The organism is Kribbella sp. NPDC048915 (assembly GCF_040649595.1).
Classification (GTDB): Bacteria; Actinomycetota; Actinomycetes; order Propionibacteriales; family Kribbellaceae; genus Kribbella.
The window spans coordinates 24034-39981 of record NZ_JBEZFT010000046.1 but is presented as its reverse complement, the minus strand read 5'-3'; the positions used below and the strand labels follow the sequence as shown (position 1 = coordinate 39981).

Annotated in this window: 17 protein-coding genes; 5 read left to right on the top strand and 12 right to left on the bottom strand. The window is 67.3% G+C overall.

Features of this window, described 5'->3' with window-relative positions:
• Positions 1 to 7: 7 nt before the first annotated feature.
• Genes AB0B82_RS22465 through AB0B82_RS22450 form a run of 4 tightly spaced genes read right to left on the bottom strand, consistent with a single transcriptional unit; the run spans position 8 to position 2641 of the window.
• A complete protein-coding gene (locus AB0B82_RS22465) occupies positions 8 to 385 on the bottom strand; it encodes a VOC family protein (protein WP_360171661.1) in 378 nt (125 codons plus the stop codon).
• A 34-nt stretch (positions 386 to 419) separates the two neighbouring features.
• Positions 420 to 1028, bottom strand: a complete 609-nt coding sequence (locus tag AB0B82_RS22460) for a class I SAM-dependent methyltransferase (RefSeq protein WP_360171658.1) — start codon at positions 1026 to 1028, stop codon at positions 420 to 422.
• A gap of 38 nt (positions 1029 to 1066) precedes the next feature.
• A complete protein-coding gene (locus tag AB0B82_RS22455) occupies positions 1067 to 1918 on the bottom strand; it encodes a fumarylacetoacetate hydrolase family protein (RefSeq protein WP_360171655.1) in 852 nt (283 codons plus the stop codon).
• Positions 1919 to 1933: 15 nt separating this feature from the next.
• Entirely contained in the window at positions 1934 to 2641 is a 708-nt protein-coding gene (locus AB0B82_RS22450; protein ID WP_360171652.1) for a GntR family transcriptional regulator, read from the bottom strand.
• 111 nt (positions 2642 to 2752) lie between these two features.
• Between AB0B82_RS22450 and AB0B82_RS22445 the strand changes: the two genes are divergently transcribed.
• The 3 genes from AB0B82_RS22445 to AB0B82_RS22435 all read left to right on the top strand — a co-directional run bounded on the left by AB0B82_RS22445 (position 2753) and on the right by AB0B82_RS22435 (position 5997).
• Entirely contained in the window at positions 2753 to 3844 is a 1092-nt protein-coding gene (locus AB0B82_RS22445; protein ID WP_360171649.1) for a mandelate racemase/muconate lactonizing enzyme family protein, read from the top strand.
• 59 nt (positions 3845 to 3903) lie between these two features.
• Positions 3904 to 4743 carry an amidohydrolase family protein gene (locus AB0B82_RS22440; protein WP_360171646.1) on the top strand — a complete coding sequence of 280 codons (840 nt, stop codon included), beginning with the start codon at positions 3904 to 3906 and terminating at the stop codon, positions 4741 to 4743.
• Positions 4744 to 5010: 267 nt separating this feature from the next.
• Positions 5011 to 5997, top strand: a complete 987-nt coding sequence (locus AB0B82_RS22435; protein WP_360171643.1) for an aminoglycoside phosphotransferase family protein — start codon at positions 5011 to 5013, stop codon at positions 5995 to 5997.
• A gap of 30 nt (positions 5998 to 6027) precedes the next feature.
• On the opposite strand, the gene AB0B82_RS22430 is transcribed toward AB0B82_RS22435, so the two are convergent.
• The 5 genes from AB0B82_RS22430 to AB0B82_RS22410 form a co-directional block, all read right to left on the bottom strand.
• Positions 6028 to 7029 carry an Abi family protein gene (locus AB0B82_RS22430; RefSeq protein WP_360171640.1) on the bottom strand — a complete coding sequence of 334 codons (1002 nt, stop codon included), beginning with the start codon at positions 7027 to 7029 and terminating at the stop codon, positions 6028 to 6030.
• 117 nt (positions 7030 to 7146) lie between these two features.
• A complete protein-coding gene (locus AB0B82_RS22425) occupies positions 7147 to 8226 on the bottom strand; it encodes a DNA polymerase IV (protein ID WP_360171637.1) in 1080 nt (359 codons plus the stop codon).
• Between the two features lie 18 nt (positions 8227 to 8244).
• Positions 8245 to 9066 (bottom strand): ABC-2 family transporter protein, encoded by an 822-nt coding sequence (locus AB0B82_RS22420; RefSeq protein ID WP_360171634.1) that lies wholly within the window; start codon positions 9064 to 9066, stop codon positions 8245 to 8247.
• A complete protein-coding gene (locus AB0B82_RS22415; protein WP_360171631.1) occupies positions 9063 to 9875 on the bottom strand; it encodes an ABC-2 family transporter protein in 813 nt (270 codons plus the stop codon). The genes AB0B82_RS22420 and AB0B82_RS22415 overlap by 4 nt, the downstream gene beginning before the upstream one ends.
• Entirely contained in the window at positions 9872 to 10894 is a 1023-nt protein-coding gene (locus AB0B82_RS22410) for an ATP-binding cassette domain-containing protein (protein WP_360171628.1), read from the bottom strand. Before AB0B82_RS22410 ends, AB0B82_RS22415 begins: the two co-directional genes overlap by 4 nt.
• A 327-nt stretch (positions 10895 to 11221) precedes the next feature.
• On the opposite strand from AB0B82_RS22410, the gene AB0B82_RS22405 reads away from it, so the two are divergent.
• Positions 11222 to 11668 (top strand): PaaI family thioesterase, encoded by a 447-nt coding sequence (locus tag AB0B82_RS22405; protein WP_360171625.1) that lies wholly within the window; start codon positions 11222 to 11224, stop codon positions 11666 to 11668.
• A gap of 250 nt (positions 11669 to 11918) precedes the next feature.
• On the opposite strand, the gene AB0B82_RS22400 is transcribed toward AB0B82_RS22405, so the two are convergent.
• The 3 genes from AB0B82_RS22400 to AB0B82_RS22390 form a co-directional block, all read right to left on the bottom strand.
• Positions 11919 to 12254, bottom strand: coding sequence for a zf-TFIIB domain-containing protein (locus AB0B82_RS22400; protein WP_360171622.1), 336 nt, complete (start codon positions 12252 to 12254; stop codon positions 11919 to 11921).
• 215 nt (positions 12255 to 12469) lie between these two features.
• Positions 12470 to 12769 carry a hypothetical protein gene (locus AB0B82_RS22395; protein WP_360171619.1) on the bottom strand — a complete coding sequence of 100 codons (300 nt, stop codon included), beginning with the start codon at positions 12767 to 12769 and terminating at the stop codon, positions 12470 to 12472.
• 150 nt (positions 12770 to 12919) lie between these two features.
• Complete coding sequence (locus tag AB0B82_RS22390; RefSeq protein ID WP_360171616.1) at positions 12920 to 14824, bottom strand: penicillin-binding transpeptidase domain-containing protein; 1905 nt, start codon at positions 14822 to 14824, stop codon at positions 12920 to 12922.
• A 636-nt stretch (positions 14825 to 15460) separates the two neighbouring features.
• Here AB0B82_RS22390 and AB0B82_RS22385 point away from each other — a divergent pair.
• Positions 15461 to 15913: a hypothetical protein gene (locus tag AB0B82_RS22385; RefSeq protein WP_360171613.1), complete on the top strand. Its 453-nt coding sequence runs from the start codon at positions 15461 to 15463 to the stop codon at positions 15911 to 15913.
• Positions 15914 to 15948 lie beyond the last annotated feature (35 nt).

The following is a 15948-nucleotide window of genomic DNA, read 5'->3' as shown; positions in this document are numbered from 1 at the left end:
GACCCGGTCAGCTGGTGGCGGCGCGTTCCGACGCGCTGCGCAGTACGCAGAACTCGTTGCCTTCCGGGTCCCGCATGGTCACCCACCCGGTGCCGTCGGGTTCGCGGCGGTCGTACGCGATCGTGGCGCCGAGGGTGAGCAGCCAGGCGACCTCCTCGTCCCGGGTGGTGTCCGGCTCGAGGTCCAGGTGCGCGCGGTTCTTCACAACCTTCTCGTCGTCGTTCTTCTCGAACAGCACCGTGAGCCCGTCCGTGGGTACCGCCGCGTACGGGTCGCCGGGGTGGTCGTCGTCGGGGCGCTCGGCCCGCAGGACCTGCAGCCAGAAACCGGCCAGCTCGTACGGGTCGTGGGCATCGAAGGTCACCGTTCGCACGCGAGAAGTCATGCGCAGAGCGTACTTTCGGGACCCGTCTCCGGCCTCAGGAATTCTCCGTACTCACGAACAGCAACCGGTCCTCGGGAAGACCCGACCGGTACGGCGTGAGTCCCACGGCGAGCGCGATCTCGGTCAGCGCCGCCGCCGTCCACCGATGGACGTGGACGTTCATCGGGTGACCGCCGTAGCCGGACGTCTTGTGCGTCGTCTCGGTGCCCAGGTGGAAGCCGATCAGGAGCACACCGTCCGGCGCGAGCACGCGGCGGAACTCGGCGAACGCGCGCGGTACGACGTCGCGCGGCAGGTGGATGATCGACCACCAGGACACGATGCCTCCGACCGCGTCGTCCGGGAGATCGAGTGCGGTCATCGAGCCGACCCGGAAGTCGAGCTCCGGGTGATCGCGGCGGGCGACGTCGATCATGCCCGGAGACAGATCGATCCCGATGACGGGCAGGTCGCGGGCGGCCAGCAGGGCGGTCGTCCGCCCGGGGCCGCAGCCGACATCAAGCACCGGACGCCCCGCCGGGACGAGCTCGGCGAGCAGGTCGAACGAGGCGTCCTCCTCGACGGCGCCGTCCACGACGCGCTCGGCGTACGAGATCGCGACCGTGTCGTAGGACGTCCTGATGTCGGCGAGAAAGTCGGTCACCCGGCCGACCCTAGAGCCGGCCGGGGACAGTTTGTCGGCTACGCCTTGCCGAGGGTCTGGCGCTGGCGGCCGAGGCCGTCGATCTCCAGCTCCATCACGTCGCCGGGCGCCAGGTACGGAAAGCGGCCGGACAGTGCGACGCCCTCCGGCGTGCCGGTGTTCAGGATGTCGCCGGGGCTCAGCACCATGAACTGCGACAGGTCGCGGATCAGCGCCGCCACCGAGAAGATCATGTCCTGCGTGGTCGAGTCCTGCCGCGGCTCGCCGTTCACCCAGGACTTCAGTCGCAGGTCCTGCACGTCGGCGATCTCGTCGGCCGGCACCAGCGCCGGGCCGAGCGGGTTGAACGTCTCGCAGCACTTGCCCTTCGACCACTGGCCGCCGGAGACCTCGAGCTGGAACTCGCGCTCGGACACGTCGTTCGACACCGCGTATCCGGCAACGCAGGCGAGTGCTTCCTCGTCGGTCTCGACGTACCGCGCCTGCTTGCCGATCACGACCGCGAGCTCGACCTCCCAGTCGGTCTTCGTCGACCCGCGCGGCACCAGCACGTCGTCGTCCGGGCCGACGACCGTGTTCGGGTGCTTGAAGAACACGATCGGCTGCTTCGGGGGCTCCGCGCCGCCCTCGGCCGCGTGCGCCGCGTAGTTCATGCCGATGCAGACCACGGCACCCGGCCGTGCGACCGGAGCGCCGACGCGCAGTCCCTCGGTGTCGGCGACCGGCAGTTCGCCGGCCTCGAGCGCGGCGCGTGCCCGCGCGATGCCGTCGGCGGCCAGGAACGCGCCGTCGATGTCCGCGGTCAGCGGGCTCAGGTCGTGAACGGTGCCGTCGGCGGCGCGCACGTACGGGCGCTCCTCACCGACCGCGCCGAGGCGGAGCAGTTCCACAGGTGTCTCCCTGGATCAGTCAGTCGTGGGCGAGGCGTCGAACATCGGCCGCAGCCGAGCGCGGGAGGCCTCGATATGCGCCCGCATCGCCGCGGTCGCCTCCTCCGGATCGCCCTTGCGGACCGCCGTCACCACTGCCTTGTGCTCTCGCAACGCCTTCGTCGCGATGCCGCCACCGTAGTACAGCCGGAACAGGTGCAGGTGGCAGTGTGTCCGCTGGAAGGACAGCCGGGCGGTTTCGTTCCCGGACAGCTCCAGCACCAGGTCGTGGAATCGCTGGTCGTGCGCGGCCATCGCCCGGTAGCTCTCGTACGACGGCCGGTCCGGCACGTCGGTGTAGCTGAGCATCTCCGCCTTCAGCCGGGCCAGTTCGTCGGTGCCCGCCCGCTCGGCGGCCCGTCCGGCTGCCCACGGCTCGATCACCAGCCGGTACTCGAAAAGGTCCTCGAACTCCTCGCGGGTCAGCCGCGAGGACACCCGGTAACCCCGCAGTGGCTCCTTGATCACCAGACCGTCGGACTCCAGCCGGGCCAGCGACTCCCGGATCGGAGTTTGGGAGATGCCCAGTTCCCGCGTCAGGGCATCGATGTTCAACCGGGTCCCGGGCTCGACCACACTGTCCATGATCAGGCCCTTGACGGTCTCGTAGACGTCGTCGCTGAGCACCTGACGCTGGGGCAGGCGGGTGAGCTGCCCGGCCAGACCTACATGCGCATCTGTCACCTTTGCTCCTCCCGGAAGCATTCTGCCCGAGGTCGAGGTCCGTCTTGACGCGTCCAGTGTGAAGCGGGAGCATCAGGATGCGCAATATCCTATAGGATCGTTGGAGGCACTGTGAGTACGGCGATCGTCCGGGCCGAGGCCTATCTGGTCGACCTCGAGGTGGAAACCGTCCGTACCGACGCCGTCCAGGCGTTCCTGAAACAGGAGACGATCTTCGTCTCGCTGTCCACGGCGGACGGGCTGAGCGGCCTCGGGTACGCGTACACGATCGGTACCGGTGGCACCGCCGTCCTGGCGTTGCTCCGGGACCACCTGCTGCCGCGCCTGGTCGGTGCGGACGCGCGGAACGTCGAGGCGCTGTGGTCCGACCTGTGGTGGTCCACCCACGCCACGACGGTCGGGGCCATCACCTCGCTGGCTCTGGCAGCGGTCGATACGGCGTTGTGGGATCTGCGGTGCCTGCGGGCGGGCGAGCCGCTGTGGCGGCTGGCCGGCGGGTACCGGCAGCGCGTGCCGCTGTACGACACCGAGGGTGGTTGGTTGCACCTGTCGACCGACGAACTCGTGGCCGGTGCGCTGGCATCGCAGAAGGCCGGCTGGCCGGGGGTGAAACTCAAGGTCGGCAAGCCGCGCGTGCACGAGGACCTCGAGCGGCTGCGCGCCGTACGGGATGCTGTCGGGCCGTCGATGGACATCATGGTGGACGCCAATCAGTCGATGACCTATCCGGAGGCTCGGCGGCGGGCTTCGGCTTTCGAGTCAGTGGATCTGACGTGGCTGGAGGAGCCGCTGCCGGCGGACGATGTTTCCGGTCATGTGCGGCTCGCTGCGGGGACGTCGATTCCGATCGCCGTGGGGGAGTCGTTGTACTCCGTGTCGCAGTTCCGCGAGTACGTCGCGGCCGGTGGTGCCGGGATCGTACAGGCGGATGTGGCACGGGTCGGTGGGATCACGCCGTGGTTGAAGGTCGCGCATCTGGCGGAGACCTTCAACCTCGAGATTTGCCCGCACTTTCTGATGGAGTTGCACGTCAGCCTGACCGCCGCGGTACCCAACGGCCGGTACGTCGAACACATCCCGCAACTGCGCGCGATCACGTCGAGCGAGATGGATATCGTCGACGGGCATGCGGTCGCCCCGGACACGCCCGGGCTCGGCATCGACTGGAACCACGACGCCATCGACGACCGCCGGGTCGGATGAGTTGGGACGAGTTCGGGCGAGGCGGAGAGTCGGATGAGTCGGTTGAGGAGGCAGCTGTTGTGAGCAGGGTCGACGCACATCACCATGTCTGGGATCTGTCCGTCCGGGAGCAGTCGTGGATGGTCGGCCCCGCGATGGATCCCATCCGGCGGAGCTTCTCCTTGTCCGATCTGGAGCCGCTGGCCGCTGCGGCCGACGTTTCGTCGACCGTCCTGGTGCAGACCGTTGGTTCGGTCGACGAGACGGTCGAGTTCCTGGAGCTTGCTGCGGGCAACGAGCTGGTCGCCGGTGTGGTGGGCTGGGTCGATCTCACCGCTGCCGACGTGGCCGATCAGCTGGCGGGATTGCTGGCTCGGCCGGACGGGTCGTACTTGAAGGCGATCCGGCATCAGGTGCACGACGAGCCGGATGTCGATTGGCTGCTGCGTCCCGACGTACAGCGCGGTCTGGCTGCTGTTGCCTCGGCCGGGTTGGCGTACGACTTGCTCACGAAGACGCCGCACCTGCCCGCCGCCATCCGGACGGCTCGGGCGTTGCCGCAGCTCACCTTCGTCGTGGACCACATCTCGAAGCCCGTCATCGGCGAGCCGCTGTCACCGTGGGCCGATCACCTCCGCGAGCTGGCAGCGCTGCCGAACGTCACCTGCAAACTCTCCGGCATGGTGACCGAGGCACCGTGGTCGACCTGGAAACCGTCCGACCTCCAGCCGTACGCCGACGTCGTCCTGAACGCCTTCGGCCCCGACCGCGTCATGTTCGGCTCCGACTGGCCCGTCTGCCTCCTGGCCGCGACGTACGCCGAGGTCGTCGAAACCGCCGAAACCCTGACCCAATCCCTCACCCCCACCGAACAACAGTCCATCTTCACCACCACCGCCACCCGCACCTACAACCTGTAACCCCACCGCGTCGACAGTTCCTCGCGCGGTGGGTTCACCCACCGTGTTGTGGGTTCCGGACCGGTGTGAAGGGTGGGGAACCCACAACACCGTGGGTGAACCCACCTTCGAGCAGACATCTGGGTACTCCGACGACGGCGGTACCACCGTGCCGCACCACCACGTCCGCAACACGAGCGGATGTACGAGGGGTTCACACATCGTGGCCGGCGGGCTGGTGCCGACAGGCGGGCCGGGGAGGACCTGGGTCGGCGACAGAATGCGGGCATGGAGTTTCGGATGGTTGAGCGGGAGGTGGATGCCTTTCAGCGATCCCTCAGCGTGGAACAGGCGAATGCGATCTGTCGGCGGGCGTTCGGCGCGGACGTCGTACCGGTGGTGGCTGTTGAGTTGGGGTTCGGCGCGTACAACAGCGTCTATCGGATCGAGCTCGCGGGCCGGGACGAGTCGGTCGTACTGCGGGTTGCGCCGGAGGAGGGTCGGCAGTTCGGGTCGGAGCGGCGGATGATGCGGAACGAGTACGCCACCATGCCGTGGCTGGCGGCGATCGCGCCGCTGATGCCGCGGGTGCTGGCCGTGGACTGGTCGCACGAGCTCGTCGACCGCGACTGGATGATCCAGAGCTGCCTACCAGGGATCCCCGCGCCGGAGCACCTCGACCGGTATCCACGCTCGGGGCGTACGACGTTCTTCCGGCAGATCGGTGCGATCACCCGAACCGTTCACGACGTCCGTGGTCCGTACTTCGGCCGCGTCGACGGACCCGGGTGTCCGACATGGAGTGAAGCCTTCACCGGCACGCTCACGCAGATCGCCGACGACCTCGAGCAAGCGGGTCTCGACGCGGCCGACGTACGCGAGGCCGCCGCCATCGCACATCGGGGACGGGCGACACTCGACGAGATTCGGGAACCGCGACTGCTGACGGGCGATCTGTGGACGGTGAACTGCCTGCTGGACGCAGCCGCGCCGGAGCCCTGCATCACTGGGGTGCTCGACTTCGACCGGACCGAGTTCGGTGATCCGGCGGCGGACTGGACGATCCGGATGGCGCAGGCGAAGGACGATGAGCGGAAGTCGTTCTGGGAGACGTACGGCATCCTCGACCGCTCGCCTGCCGCGACGTGGCGGTCCGCGGTCTACGAGACCCGCCACATCGCGTCGATCCGCCTCGAGCGGCACCGCCTCGGCAAGCACGACGCCGTCCGCAACAGCTACACCGACCTGGCAACAGTCCTTTCCCGACTGACCTGAGCATGACTCTCGCCAGTCTGACCTCAGGGGCTATGTCGATCTCATCGTCCAGAGCGGCAGATCCGACCATTCCAGTGGAAATCCCATGTCTTTCACCGGGGAGACGCTAGGGATGTCGGGGAACTTCTTGACGAGTGTGCGGAGCGTCAGCGGCCAGTTCTGACGCGGATCGAGAGCTCGGACCAGGTACGCGAGCACGGCGAGGTGAACGTAGATCTTGTGACGTGGCTCGAGCTGACCGGCGTGGCCAAGGGAGGGGCCGACCTGTGCAGGGTTGAACTTCCGGGGCTTGTACGTCGGCTGCCGATTCCACAGGCGCGCATGATGCGCGCAGAGGTTCCGGATGTAGTTCATATCCCGCAGCCAGGCTGCCAGGAGCACGCCGCTGTGGACACCGACATCTCTCGCGATTGAGTTCTGATCCTGCCTGGTCAGCAGCGCGAACAGGCGGCTCAGCGCTCCGAAGTCGAAGAACTCCACAGCGATCCAGATTGGCAGAGGGCCGTCGTACTTCTGCTTGTGGTGGACGACGTAATCCTCGCTACGCGCCCCGTGCTCTAGTGTTTCGTACTTGGCAAGCCATTGCTCGAACGCATTGCGGTACCGGAGTGCCCCTGAAGGGTCTATTGGTCGAGCGCACGCGTCGGCGTCGAGGCTCTCACGGCGCACGTGACCGAGCCGGTCCCGGAGTCCGAGCACGTACGCCAGTCGACTGCGAAGTCCGATCTCGACCGTCTCGATCGCGTCGAGGCAGACCAGCCGGAGCTTCCGGTCGAATCTCCACAGGGACTCAATGTGGTCGAACGTGATGCCGTCGCGAATTCGGTCAGTGCGGTACGGCGCCGAGCGGCCGACGTTCAAGTTGTCCGGAATCAGCTCACGGAACGGATAAATGTATGCGCTTAACCGGTAGTAGCCGACGGTTTTCAGCAGTTCGATCGCTGCCGGTTCGTCAGAGCAGCCCAGCCCGCGCCCAACCAGCTGGCCGAGCTGCTGCTCATGCGTCAGGTGCGGTTTCGTGTACGCCACCACGCGCGTAGACCCCCAGGAACAAGAAAACCGACCCTTGTGGGCAAAGGCCAACAGCGGGGTCGGTGTTGATGCTTTGAGCTTACAGGCTCTCATGCGCCTACGTAAAGTTACTGAGGTTCAGGGCTCGGTGCCGGGGACGAATTCGACGCGGACGCCGAGGAGGCGGATGGGGCGTTTGAGGTCGAATTTTTCGAGGATGGTGAGGGCTGTGGTGGCGACCACCTCGGGGTCTTGGGTGGGTTGGGGGAGTTTGCGGCTCTTGATCGGGGTGTAGAAGGTGCTGAAGCGGACCTTCACCGAGACGCGTTGGACGGTGCGGCCCTCGGCGACGACCTCGCGGGTGACTTCTTCGGCGATGCGGCGGAGTTCGCGTTCGACGTCGGCGCGGTCGACGAGGTCGGTCTGGAACGTTTCCTCGTGGCTGCGCGACACGGGTTCGCGGGGGACGTCGGTGACTTCGGTGTCGCCGAGTCCGCGGCCGAGGGCGGCGTACCAGGTGCCCATTTTGGGGCCGAAGCGTTTCTTCAGGACTTCGAGGTCGGCGGCGGCGAGTTCGGCGACGGTGGTGATGGCGAGTTCGTTGAGGTTGCGTTCCATCCGGGGACCGATGCCCCACAGGTCGCGGACCGGGCGGTGGTCCATGACTTTGCGCCAGTTCTCGGCGGTCAGGCGGTAGATGCCGGTTGCCGGGCCGGCGCCTTCGAAGGGTTCGGCGTGCGAGCGTTCGTGTTTGGCGAAGCCGGTGGCGAGTTTGGCGCGGGTCTTGTTGTCGCCGATGCCGACCGAGCAGGTCAGACCGGTCCGCTCGACGACCGCGGCGCGGAGTTGGACGGCCAAGGCCTCCGGATCATCGGTCTCGGCGCCGACGAAGCACTCGTCCCAGCCCCAGACCTCCACCACGACGGGGAACGAGCGCAGCGTGTCCATCACCTCGGCCGACGCAGCGTCGTACGCGGCCGGGTCGGACGGCAGGAAGACCGCGTCCGGGCATTTCTTGTACGCCGCCCGGATCGGCATCCCGGAGCGTACGCCGAACGCGCGGGCCTCGTACGACGCGGTGGCGACCACCTGGCGGGGCTGGGTGGGGTCGCCGGACCCGCCCACCACGACCGGGAGGCCGCGGAGTTCAGGTCGGCGCCGGATCTCGACGGCCGCGATGAACTGATCCATGTCCACGTGCAGGAGCCACCAGCCCATAGCTGACAGGTAACCACATCAGCTCGACGCGCTGGAGTACGTCAGCAGCCCGCGTCGCCACATCAGCCGGGCCAGTCCCTGCGCCACGAGTGCCAGTACGACGCCCAAACCGACCGTGCCCCACCCCAGCTCACCCGACAGTGCCTGCACCGGGAACGTCGTCGCGAACGCCACCGGGAACGCGAACGTCAGGAACGTCCGCACCGCGAGGGGAAAGAACACCAGCGGGTACCGACCCGCCTCGACGAGGTTCTGGAACACGTAACCGATCGGCTCCACCGACTGCAGCCAGAACGCCAGGAACGCCAGCAGCGACCACACCGCCGTCAGCAGCACCAGACCGCACGCGACGAGTACGACGGCCTGCACAGCCTGAGCCGGTCCGAAACCGATGCCGGCCTGCATCAATCCGATGGTCAACACAACGATGCCACTGGCAACGTTGGTGAGCTCGGCGACATTGATCCACCGTAACGTCAGGTAGAACTGGCTCGACACCGGCCGGAGCAGAACGCTGTCGAGCTCGCCCTCGGTCAGGTACGACGTCATCCGGTTAAGGTTCGGCGCGACGAAGGTGGCGATCAACCCGGTGACGATCTGGAAGACGCCGACCAGCGCGATCACTTCCGCCCGCGTCCACCCGTGCAACTCGTCGGTGAACCCGAACAACAGCAGCGTCGGCACGATCCCGAGCCCGAGCTGGACGAGCCCGACGAGCAACGTGGTCAGGAAGTGCGCGCGGTAATGCGTCTCCCGGACGACGGCCTGCGCGAAGAACCTTCGCCACAACCGCAGGTGCCGCCACTGCTTGTGGAACCAGGTCCGATCCAGCGTGCTCATGCGCCCACCGCCGAGTACGAACGGATCCCCGCCAGCCACACCGCACGCGCGACCCCCGCGAACACCACGACGTACCCGCATTGAATCCCCAGCCCCGCCAGCAGTTCCGGCCCGCTCAACGAGCCCGCGACGATCTCGACCGGGAACGACACCGTGTACCGGAACGGCTGGTATTCGACGAATCCCTGCGACCACGACGGCATCAGCGCCAGCGGTACGACGGAACCCGACAGCACGCTCGCGATGATCGCGCGCGCCTGGACGAGCGCGCTGACATCGTCCATCCAGAACGCCACCGACGCGATCAGGATGTCGATCGTGAAGACCAGTATCGCCCCGAGCAGGATGCTGACCGCGAACAGTGCCCACTGCCCCGGGCCGGCCGGGATGTTCATCGAGTCGCGGAAGATCCACCACACGATGCCGATCATCGGCACCAGCGCGACCAGCTTCAGCAGCTTCTCGGACAGGTTGTTGGCGACGAATGTGACGAGCAGCGACGCCGGCCGGATCATCCAGGTCGACAGCTTGCCGAGCCTGATGTCCTGCGCGAGAAAGCCCGCCATCCACGACGACGTCGCCATCGTGACGAAGCCGAGCAGGACGAAGTACGTCGTTACGTACTGCTCGTCGATCGGCAGTTGCGCGCCGCTCGCGAGCGCCGTCCGCCAGATCAGCAGCGAGATGATCGGCATCGTGATGTTCGCCAGCATGAAGATGATCCAGGCGCCGCGGTAGACCGACTGCTGGGCGATCTCGGCCGCGGTCATCCGCCGCAGAACGCGAAGGTTGCGTACCGTCGTACTCACGATGCGCCTCCCAACGTGCTGCGGCGCAGGAACAGGTCGCGCATGATGTCCTCGACGTCCGCGTCGGTGACGTCGAGGTCGACCAGCGGGCCGATCCGGATCAGTTGCTCCATCACGACGCCGGCGCGTTCCCGCTCTGCTTCGAGCTCGACTGTCTGGCCGGACACCTCGACCTCGGTCACGCCGTCCAGTTCGTTCAGCGCGCCGGCATCGACGGTCGCCGCGTACGTCGCGCGCACCAGTTTGCGCGGTCGCGCCGTACGGACGAGGTCGTCCAGACCGCCGTCGAACTGCATCCGGCCGTGGTCGATGATCATCACCCGCGAGCAGAGCGCCTCGATGTCGTCCATGTCGTGGCTGGTGATCAGGATCGTCGTACCGCGCAACCGGTTGACGTCCGCGAGGAACGAACGGACGCGCGCCTTCGCGACCACGTCCAGCCCGATCGTCGGCTCGTCCAGGAACAGGATCTCCGGGCCGTGGACGAGCGCGGCCATCAACTCGAGCTTCATCCGCTCGCCGAGCGAGGTCTTGCGGACCTGGACGTCCAGTAAATGCTCGACCTCGAGCAGCGCGGCGAGTTCGCTGATGTTGCGGTCGAACTCCGCCGTCGAGAGTCCGTACATGTCCTTGTGCAGCAGCAGGCTCTCCATCGCCGGGACGTCCCACCAGAGCATGGTCTTCTGGCCCATCACCAGCGCGATCCGGCGCAGGTAGTCGGGTTTGCGGTCGGACGGGGTGTGGCCGAGGACCTGCAGCTCGCCCGACGTCGTGTAGAGCAGACCGGACAGCATCTTCAGCGTGCTCGTCTTCCCGGCGCCGTTCGGGCCGAGCAGGCCGACGACCTCGCCGCGTCCGACGGTGAAGCTGACCCGGTCGACCGCGAGCCGGGTCTGGTACGTGCGTTTCACCAGGCTTTTCAGGGCGCCGCCGAGACCGGCACGCTGCTGGTGGAAGGTGTAGGTCTTGGTCAGATCGTGTGCCGCGATGACCGGCGGCAGGTCGTGAACAGTCGTCACGGAATGCACCGCTTTCGAAAGATGTGTCGGACCGGGCAGCGTCCACGCGCAAACGCGCAGAGCGCAGGCCGCTCACGTCAGGTGAGATCGACCGGCGAACCTCGAGGTCCGTCCCGGCTACGCGGCCCGGTCCGACCGCGGGGGTTGAACGGATATCAACCCTTATCTCGACGACGTGTCGGCATCGCTCCCTGTGGGTCCTTCCGACGTGCGGCTGCCACCGCCCACGGTATGACGAACCGGAAAGCGTCGTCCAGCGCGTTTCGAAGGGCGCGCCACCGCCCGTGTCACACCGCGCCGCGGCCTCTGAGCGGTTAGTTTGGGCGGATGGAGTTGACTTTCGAGCTGGCCGAGAAGGTGCTGGCCGCGCAACCGTTCAGCGTGCTGCTGGGGACCCGGCTGACGGCCTTCGGTGACGGTGCGGCGACACTGGAGCTCACGATCCGCGAGGATCTCCTGCAGCAGAACGGTTTCCTGCACGGCGGCGTACTGAGCTACGCGGCCGACAACGCGATCACGTTCGCCGGCGGCGCGGCACTCGGGCCCGACGTACTGACGGGTGGCTTCACCATCAGCTACCTCCGCCCGGCGCGCGGTCGTTTGCTGCGCGCCGAGGCAACAGTCGTGCACGCAGGCAGCCGGCAGGCCACCTGCACCTGCCGGCTCCTCACGTTCGCCGGCGCCACCGACGGCTTTGATCACAGCGCTGACGGCAGCACCGACAAGGGCACCCTGTGCGCGATCGCGCAGGGCACCGTCGTGGCCCGCCGCTGAGGACCAGCCAGCCGACGAGCGGTTCAGGACGAGCCGTCGACGCAACACTCAGAGGCGGGTTCACCGCAGCGTCGCTGAGAACAGGCTGCCGCCGCGCGGTGCGGGCGAACTGGCACGAGGCCGTTCAGAACGAGTCGCCGACCCAAGGTCCGGGACGAGTTGCCGACCCGAGGTCCGGGACGAATCCTCGGCGCGATGCCGGCGACCGGTCGTCGCGGGATCTGCTGTCGCGGGATCTGCTGACGCGGGATCAGTCGAACAGTTCCTCGAGGAACGACTTCTTGCGCTTCTTGTGCGAGTACTGGTTGCCGTACCGCGGGTCGTAGCGGCGGTCGTCGTCGTACCGCTTCTCCTCGTACCGCTTCTCGTCGTACCGCCGGTTGTCGTCGTACCGGCCGTCGTCGTACCGCTTCTCCTCGGTCCGCTGCTGCGGTGCGTTGAACCGGAGCTCGGCGTCCACCAGGTGCTCGAGCTCACCCCGGTCGAGGAAGATCCCGCGGCACTCGGTGCACTGGTCGACGGTGATACCGCTGCGCTCGTACGTCCGCATCGCGCCGCGGCACTTCGGACAGATCAGGCTCTCCATCCGGCAACGATAAGTGACGAAATGCCACCGATCCGCCCTCCTCAGCCAACTCTCAGGAACTCCTTGCGTGGCGTTGAACAGGAACCCGGAGGTCTGCACACGAAATAACCTGTCCAAGCCCACCACGACCACCGAAACCCCCCGACTTCTGGCCCGCTGTGTATGGCGGGCCGGATCGTCCGCTGTCGCGTGGGGAGCTCAGCTGGACAGGCGGTCTACGGTCGGCGGGTGTAGTTCGGCCAGGTGTTCGCGGCCGGGGGTGGGGCGTACGGTTCGGGCCAGAAGTCGGTGATGTTCGTGACCAGCCGGTCGTGGAGCTCGAGGGACACCAGCGCGACCAGTCTTTGCTCACCGACGGTGAAGTTCAGCGAGCCGACGGCGCTGGTGCCGTCCACGGTCAGCCGGGTGAGCGTCGCCGTCCAGTCGCCTGGGTACTCGCGATTGAACTGCAGGTACTTCTCCCCGGCCGGTGATCCGCTCGCCGGTCTGCGGGAGCTCGTAACAGACGTCCGCACTGAGCAGCGCGCCGAACGCGTCCCAGTCGCGCGCCACCATCGTCGCGAAGTACCGATCCGCAACGTGCCGCGGCCAATCTCCGCCCGATCCGTCCATACCCCGAACAGTAGAGCGCCCGGCCGACAGTTTCGGCCGGGCGCACGCGAGGATCACTTAAAGCTGGACAGGAACGTTTTCAGGATCGGCCCCGCGGTGTGCGAGCCGGACTCGCCGCCCTCGACGATGACCGCGAACGCGACGTCACCGCGGTAACCGGCCATCCAGGCGTTCGTGGCGACCTTGCCGTTCACGACGACCTCAGCGGTACCGGTCTTGGCTGCCACCGCACCGTTCCCGGCGAGCACCTTCGCCGTACCGCCGGTGACCGTCGTCCGCATGAACGTCCGCAGCGCCGCAACAGTTGCTGCGGGCAACGGAGAGGCGGCCGGGCCAGCGGCGTCCTTGCCCGGGACGAGCACCGGCTTCATCGCCGTACCGTGGTCGACCGTCGCTGCGACCAGCGCGATCGCCAGCGGGCTCGCGGTGACGGTGCCCTGACCGATCATCGACGCGGCCTCTTCGACGTCGTCCTTCGGCGCCGGGACCTTGCCGCCGTACGCCGGGATCGACAGGTCGAGGTCGCGCCCGATACCGAACAGCGCCGCGGTCTTCGTCATCGCGTCCTTCGGCAGCCGCCCGTGCTGCGAGATGAACGCGGTGTTGCAGGACTCGTTGAACGCCTTCTGCATCGTGCCGTTGCCGTACGCCGCCAGACCGTCGTAGTTCTTGAACGTCTTGCCGAACACGTTGATCGTGTTCGTGCACGGCAGCGGGGTGGTCGTGGTCTCACCGCTGGCCAGCAGCGCGGCGGAGGTGACGATCTTGAAGGTCGATCCCGGCGCGTACCGGCCCTGGAAAGCACGGTTGTAGCTGGTCACCTCGGGCCCGTTCGCCGCGGCCAGGATCTGGCCGGTCGACGCCTGGACGGCGACCAGCGACGCCGGCAGCTTGCTGGTCGCCAGTGCGGCCTCGGCCGCCTTCTGCATGTTGGTGTCCAGCGTGGTCTTCACCGGCTTGCCGGCGGTGCCCTTCTGGCTGAACACGGTCTTGATCGTGAGCTTGGTGTTGCCGTCCCGCAGCGTGACCGTGCCACCCGGCGTACCGGCAAGCTGCTGCTGGAACGCGTACTGCAGTCCATTCGCACCGACCTGGTCCTGGGTCGACGCGGTCGGGCCCGCGTTCTTCAAGGTCTCCTCGGTTGCGGTCTTCATGGTGCCGAGGATCGAGCGGGCGAACGACGAGGTCGGCGGCAGCGACTGGGTGCCGCCCATGGTCAGTACGCCCGGCAGCTTGCTCATCGTCGGCCGGAGCGCCTCCCACTCCTCGGCGCGGATCGTGATCGCGTCGACGAACTGCCCGGCCGGTGCCGCCTTCGCGCGGGCGGCGAGCTTCGCGCCGTCGACGTCGAGGTACTTCGTGAATGCCGCGTACGTCGCCGGAGTGGCCTTGTTGCCCGACGCGACACCGACAATCACGACCGGGCGGTTCGCGGTCAAGGCGACGCCGTTGCGGTCCAGGATCGAGGCCCGGGCCGGCAGCGCACGGACCCGCTTGAGGTAGTTGTTCTCGCCGAGGCCCGGGTAGATCGTGTCACCGGACGCCTTGATCTTCCACGCCTCGCCGGTCTTCACCGCGGTCGCCGTACTGGTCCACTTCATCGCGCCGATGCCGCGCAACTGCGCCTCGACGGCGAGCTCCTGCGTGCAGTTGTTGTCGTCGGTGCAGTTCGGCCGGCCCTGCGGCGCGACCGTCACGGTATTCGCCACTAGTGCACTGTCGACATCGTCGAGCCGCTTCGCGAATGTGGTCGGGTCGTCGGTGAGCGCGCCGGCCGCATCCGGCTTCCCGTCCGGCGCCCACGCCTTCACCCAGGCATCGGCGAACTGCTTGATGACCGCACCGGCCGCCTGCTGCTCCTTGCTCCCGGAATCCTCGCCACCCCCGGACTTGCTGTCCGAACAACCGGCGGTGATCAGCAGACTACTGAGACAGACGATGGCAGTGGTTCGCTTCACGTTCTCAACTCTCGCACGTCGACGGATGGACACCGGGCACAGTCTTCGGCGTGTGACTGGCTCGCCACGAGGGCGAAACTACTCAACCCACCCAAGTACGACGCGCCCACCCGCCGCCGAGTTGGCACGAGTCTGCGCGTGCGCGCGGACTCGGGGATGGCCCGGCGGCACCCGTCCAAGCCCCGCCACCTGACGCCGGCACAGGCCGCGAACCTGGCGATTCTGGTGGGTGTGGACAGGTTCTGGTGGGTGTGGACGGGTTCTGGTGGGTGTGGACGGGTTCTGGTGGGGTGGCACAGGTAGTAACGGGTCTCCACGCACTGGTACCTGTTCACGCCCACGGTTTCTGGCGCTGGCGCTGCGCGCTGGCCTGGGCGGTTCCGGTGGGCGTGGACAAGGTCCGGTGGGGTGGCACAGGTAATAACGAGTGTCCACGCACTGGTACCTGTTCACGCCCACAGTTTCTGGCGCCGCGCTGCCCGTTGCTGGGGCGAGTCCGGTGGGCGTGGACAGCCTCCGATGCGCGTGAACAGGTCCTGGTGGCCGTGGACAGGTGGGCCTGATCACTGACGAAAAGGTCAACGGCGACAGCGGCATCCGGGCCAGCGACGAACTGTTCGACCCGAGAGGGCCGCGATGAACCCGCCGTTCCCCAACCTCCCACCACCGGGTGACCTGATCGTCGACGAACCCTTCTGGCAGTACCAGCCCCTGTACGTCACGAGTGGGGGAGCGGCGCACCTGCGGATCTGGGCGACCCCGGCGAGCCGCAAGCAGCTGCTCGCGATGGTCACCGAACTCGGCCTCGGACCGTCGATCACCAACAGCATCGAGCACATCTGGCGCGTGCTGGCAGGCCAGCACCCGGAGTCCGAAATCATTCTGCTCGAGCACTACCTCGCCGCCGAGAGCCTGGGCGAGGAACACCTCGACCAGGTCGTCGTCCACCAGGGCACACCAGACTGGCGCCGGATCTGGCCCACCTCACCGATCAACGCCAACGCCGCTGCGTTCAACCGGTGGATGACATCCTTCGGCCCGCTAGCGGGCATCCCCGCATTCCAAGCGAAACCCAGCGGTGGCCACTAGACCCAGGGGCGCCTCGCGATATGGACCAACCTGCC

Coding starts and splice junctions, on each gene's coding strand:
- AB0B82_RS22420 (WP_360171634.1), bottom strand. CDS start 9,066: ATGAGCACGCTGGATCGGACCTGGTTCCACAAGCAGTGGCGGCACCTG.
- AB0B82_RS22400 (WP_360171622.1), bottom strand. CDS start 12,254: ATGGAGAGCCTGATCTGTCCGAAGTGCCGCGGCGCGATGCGGACGTAC.
- AB0B82_RS22385 (WP_360171613.1), top strand. CDS start 15,461: ATGAACCCGCCGTTCCCCAACCTCCCACCACCGGGTGACCTGATCGTC.
- AB0B82_RS22435 (WP_360171643.1), top strand. CDS start 5,011: ATGGAGTTTCGGATGGTTGAGCGGGAGGTGGATGCCTTTCAGCGATCC.
- AB0B82_RS22405 (WP_360171625.1), top strand. CDS start 11,222: ATGGAGTTGACTTTCGAGCTGGCCGAGAAGGTGCTGGCCGCGCAACCG.
- AB0B82_RS22425 (WP_360171637.1), bottom strand. CDS start 8,226: ATGGGCTGGTGGCTCCTGCACGTGGACATGGATCAGTTCATCGCGGCC.
- AB0B82_RS22465 (WP_360171661.1), bottom strand. CDS start 385: ATGACTTCTCGCGTGCGAACGGTGACCTTCGATGCCCACGACCCGTAC.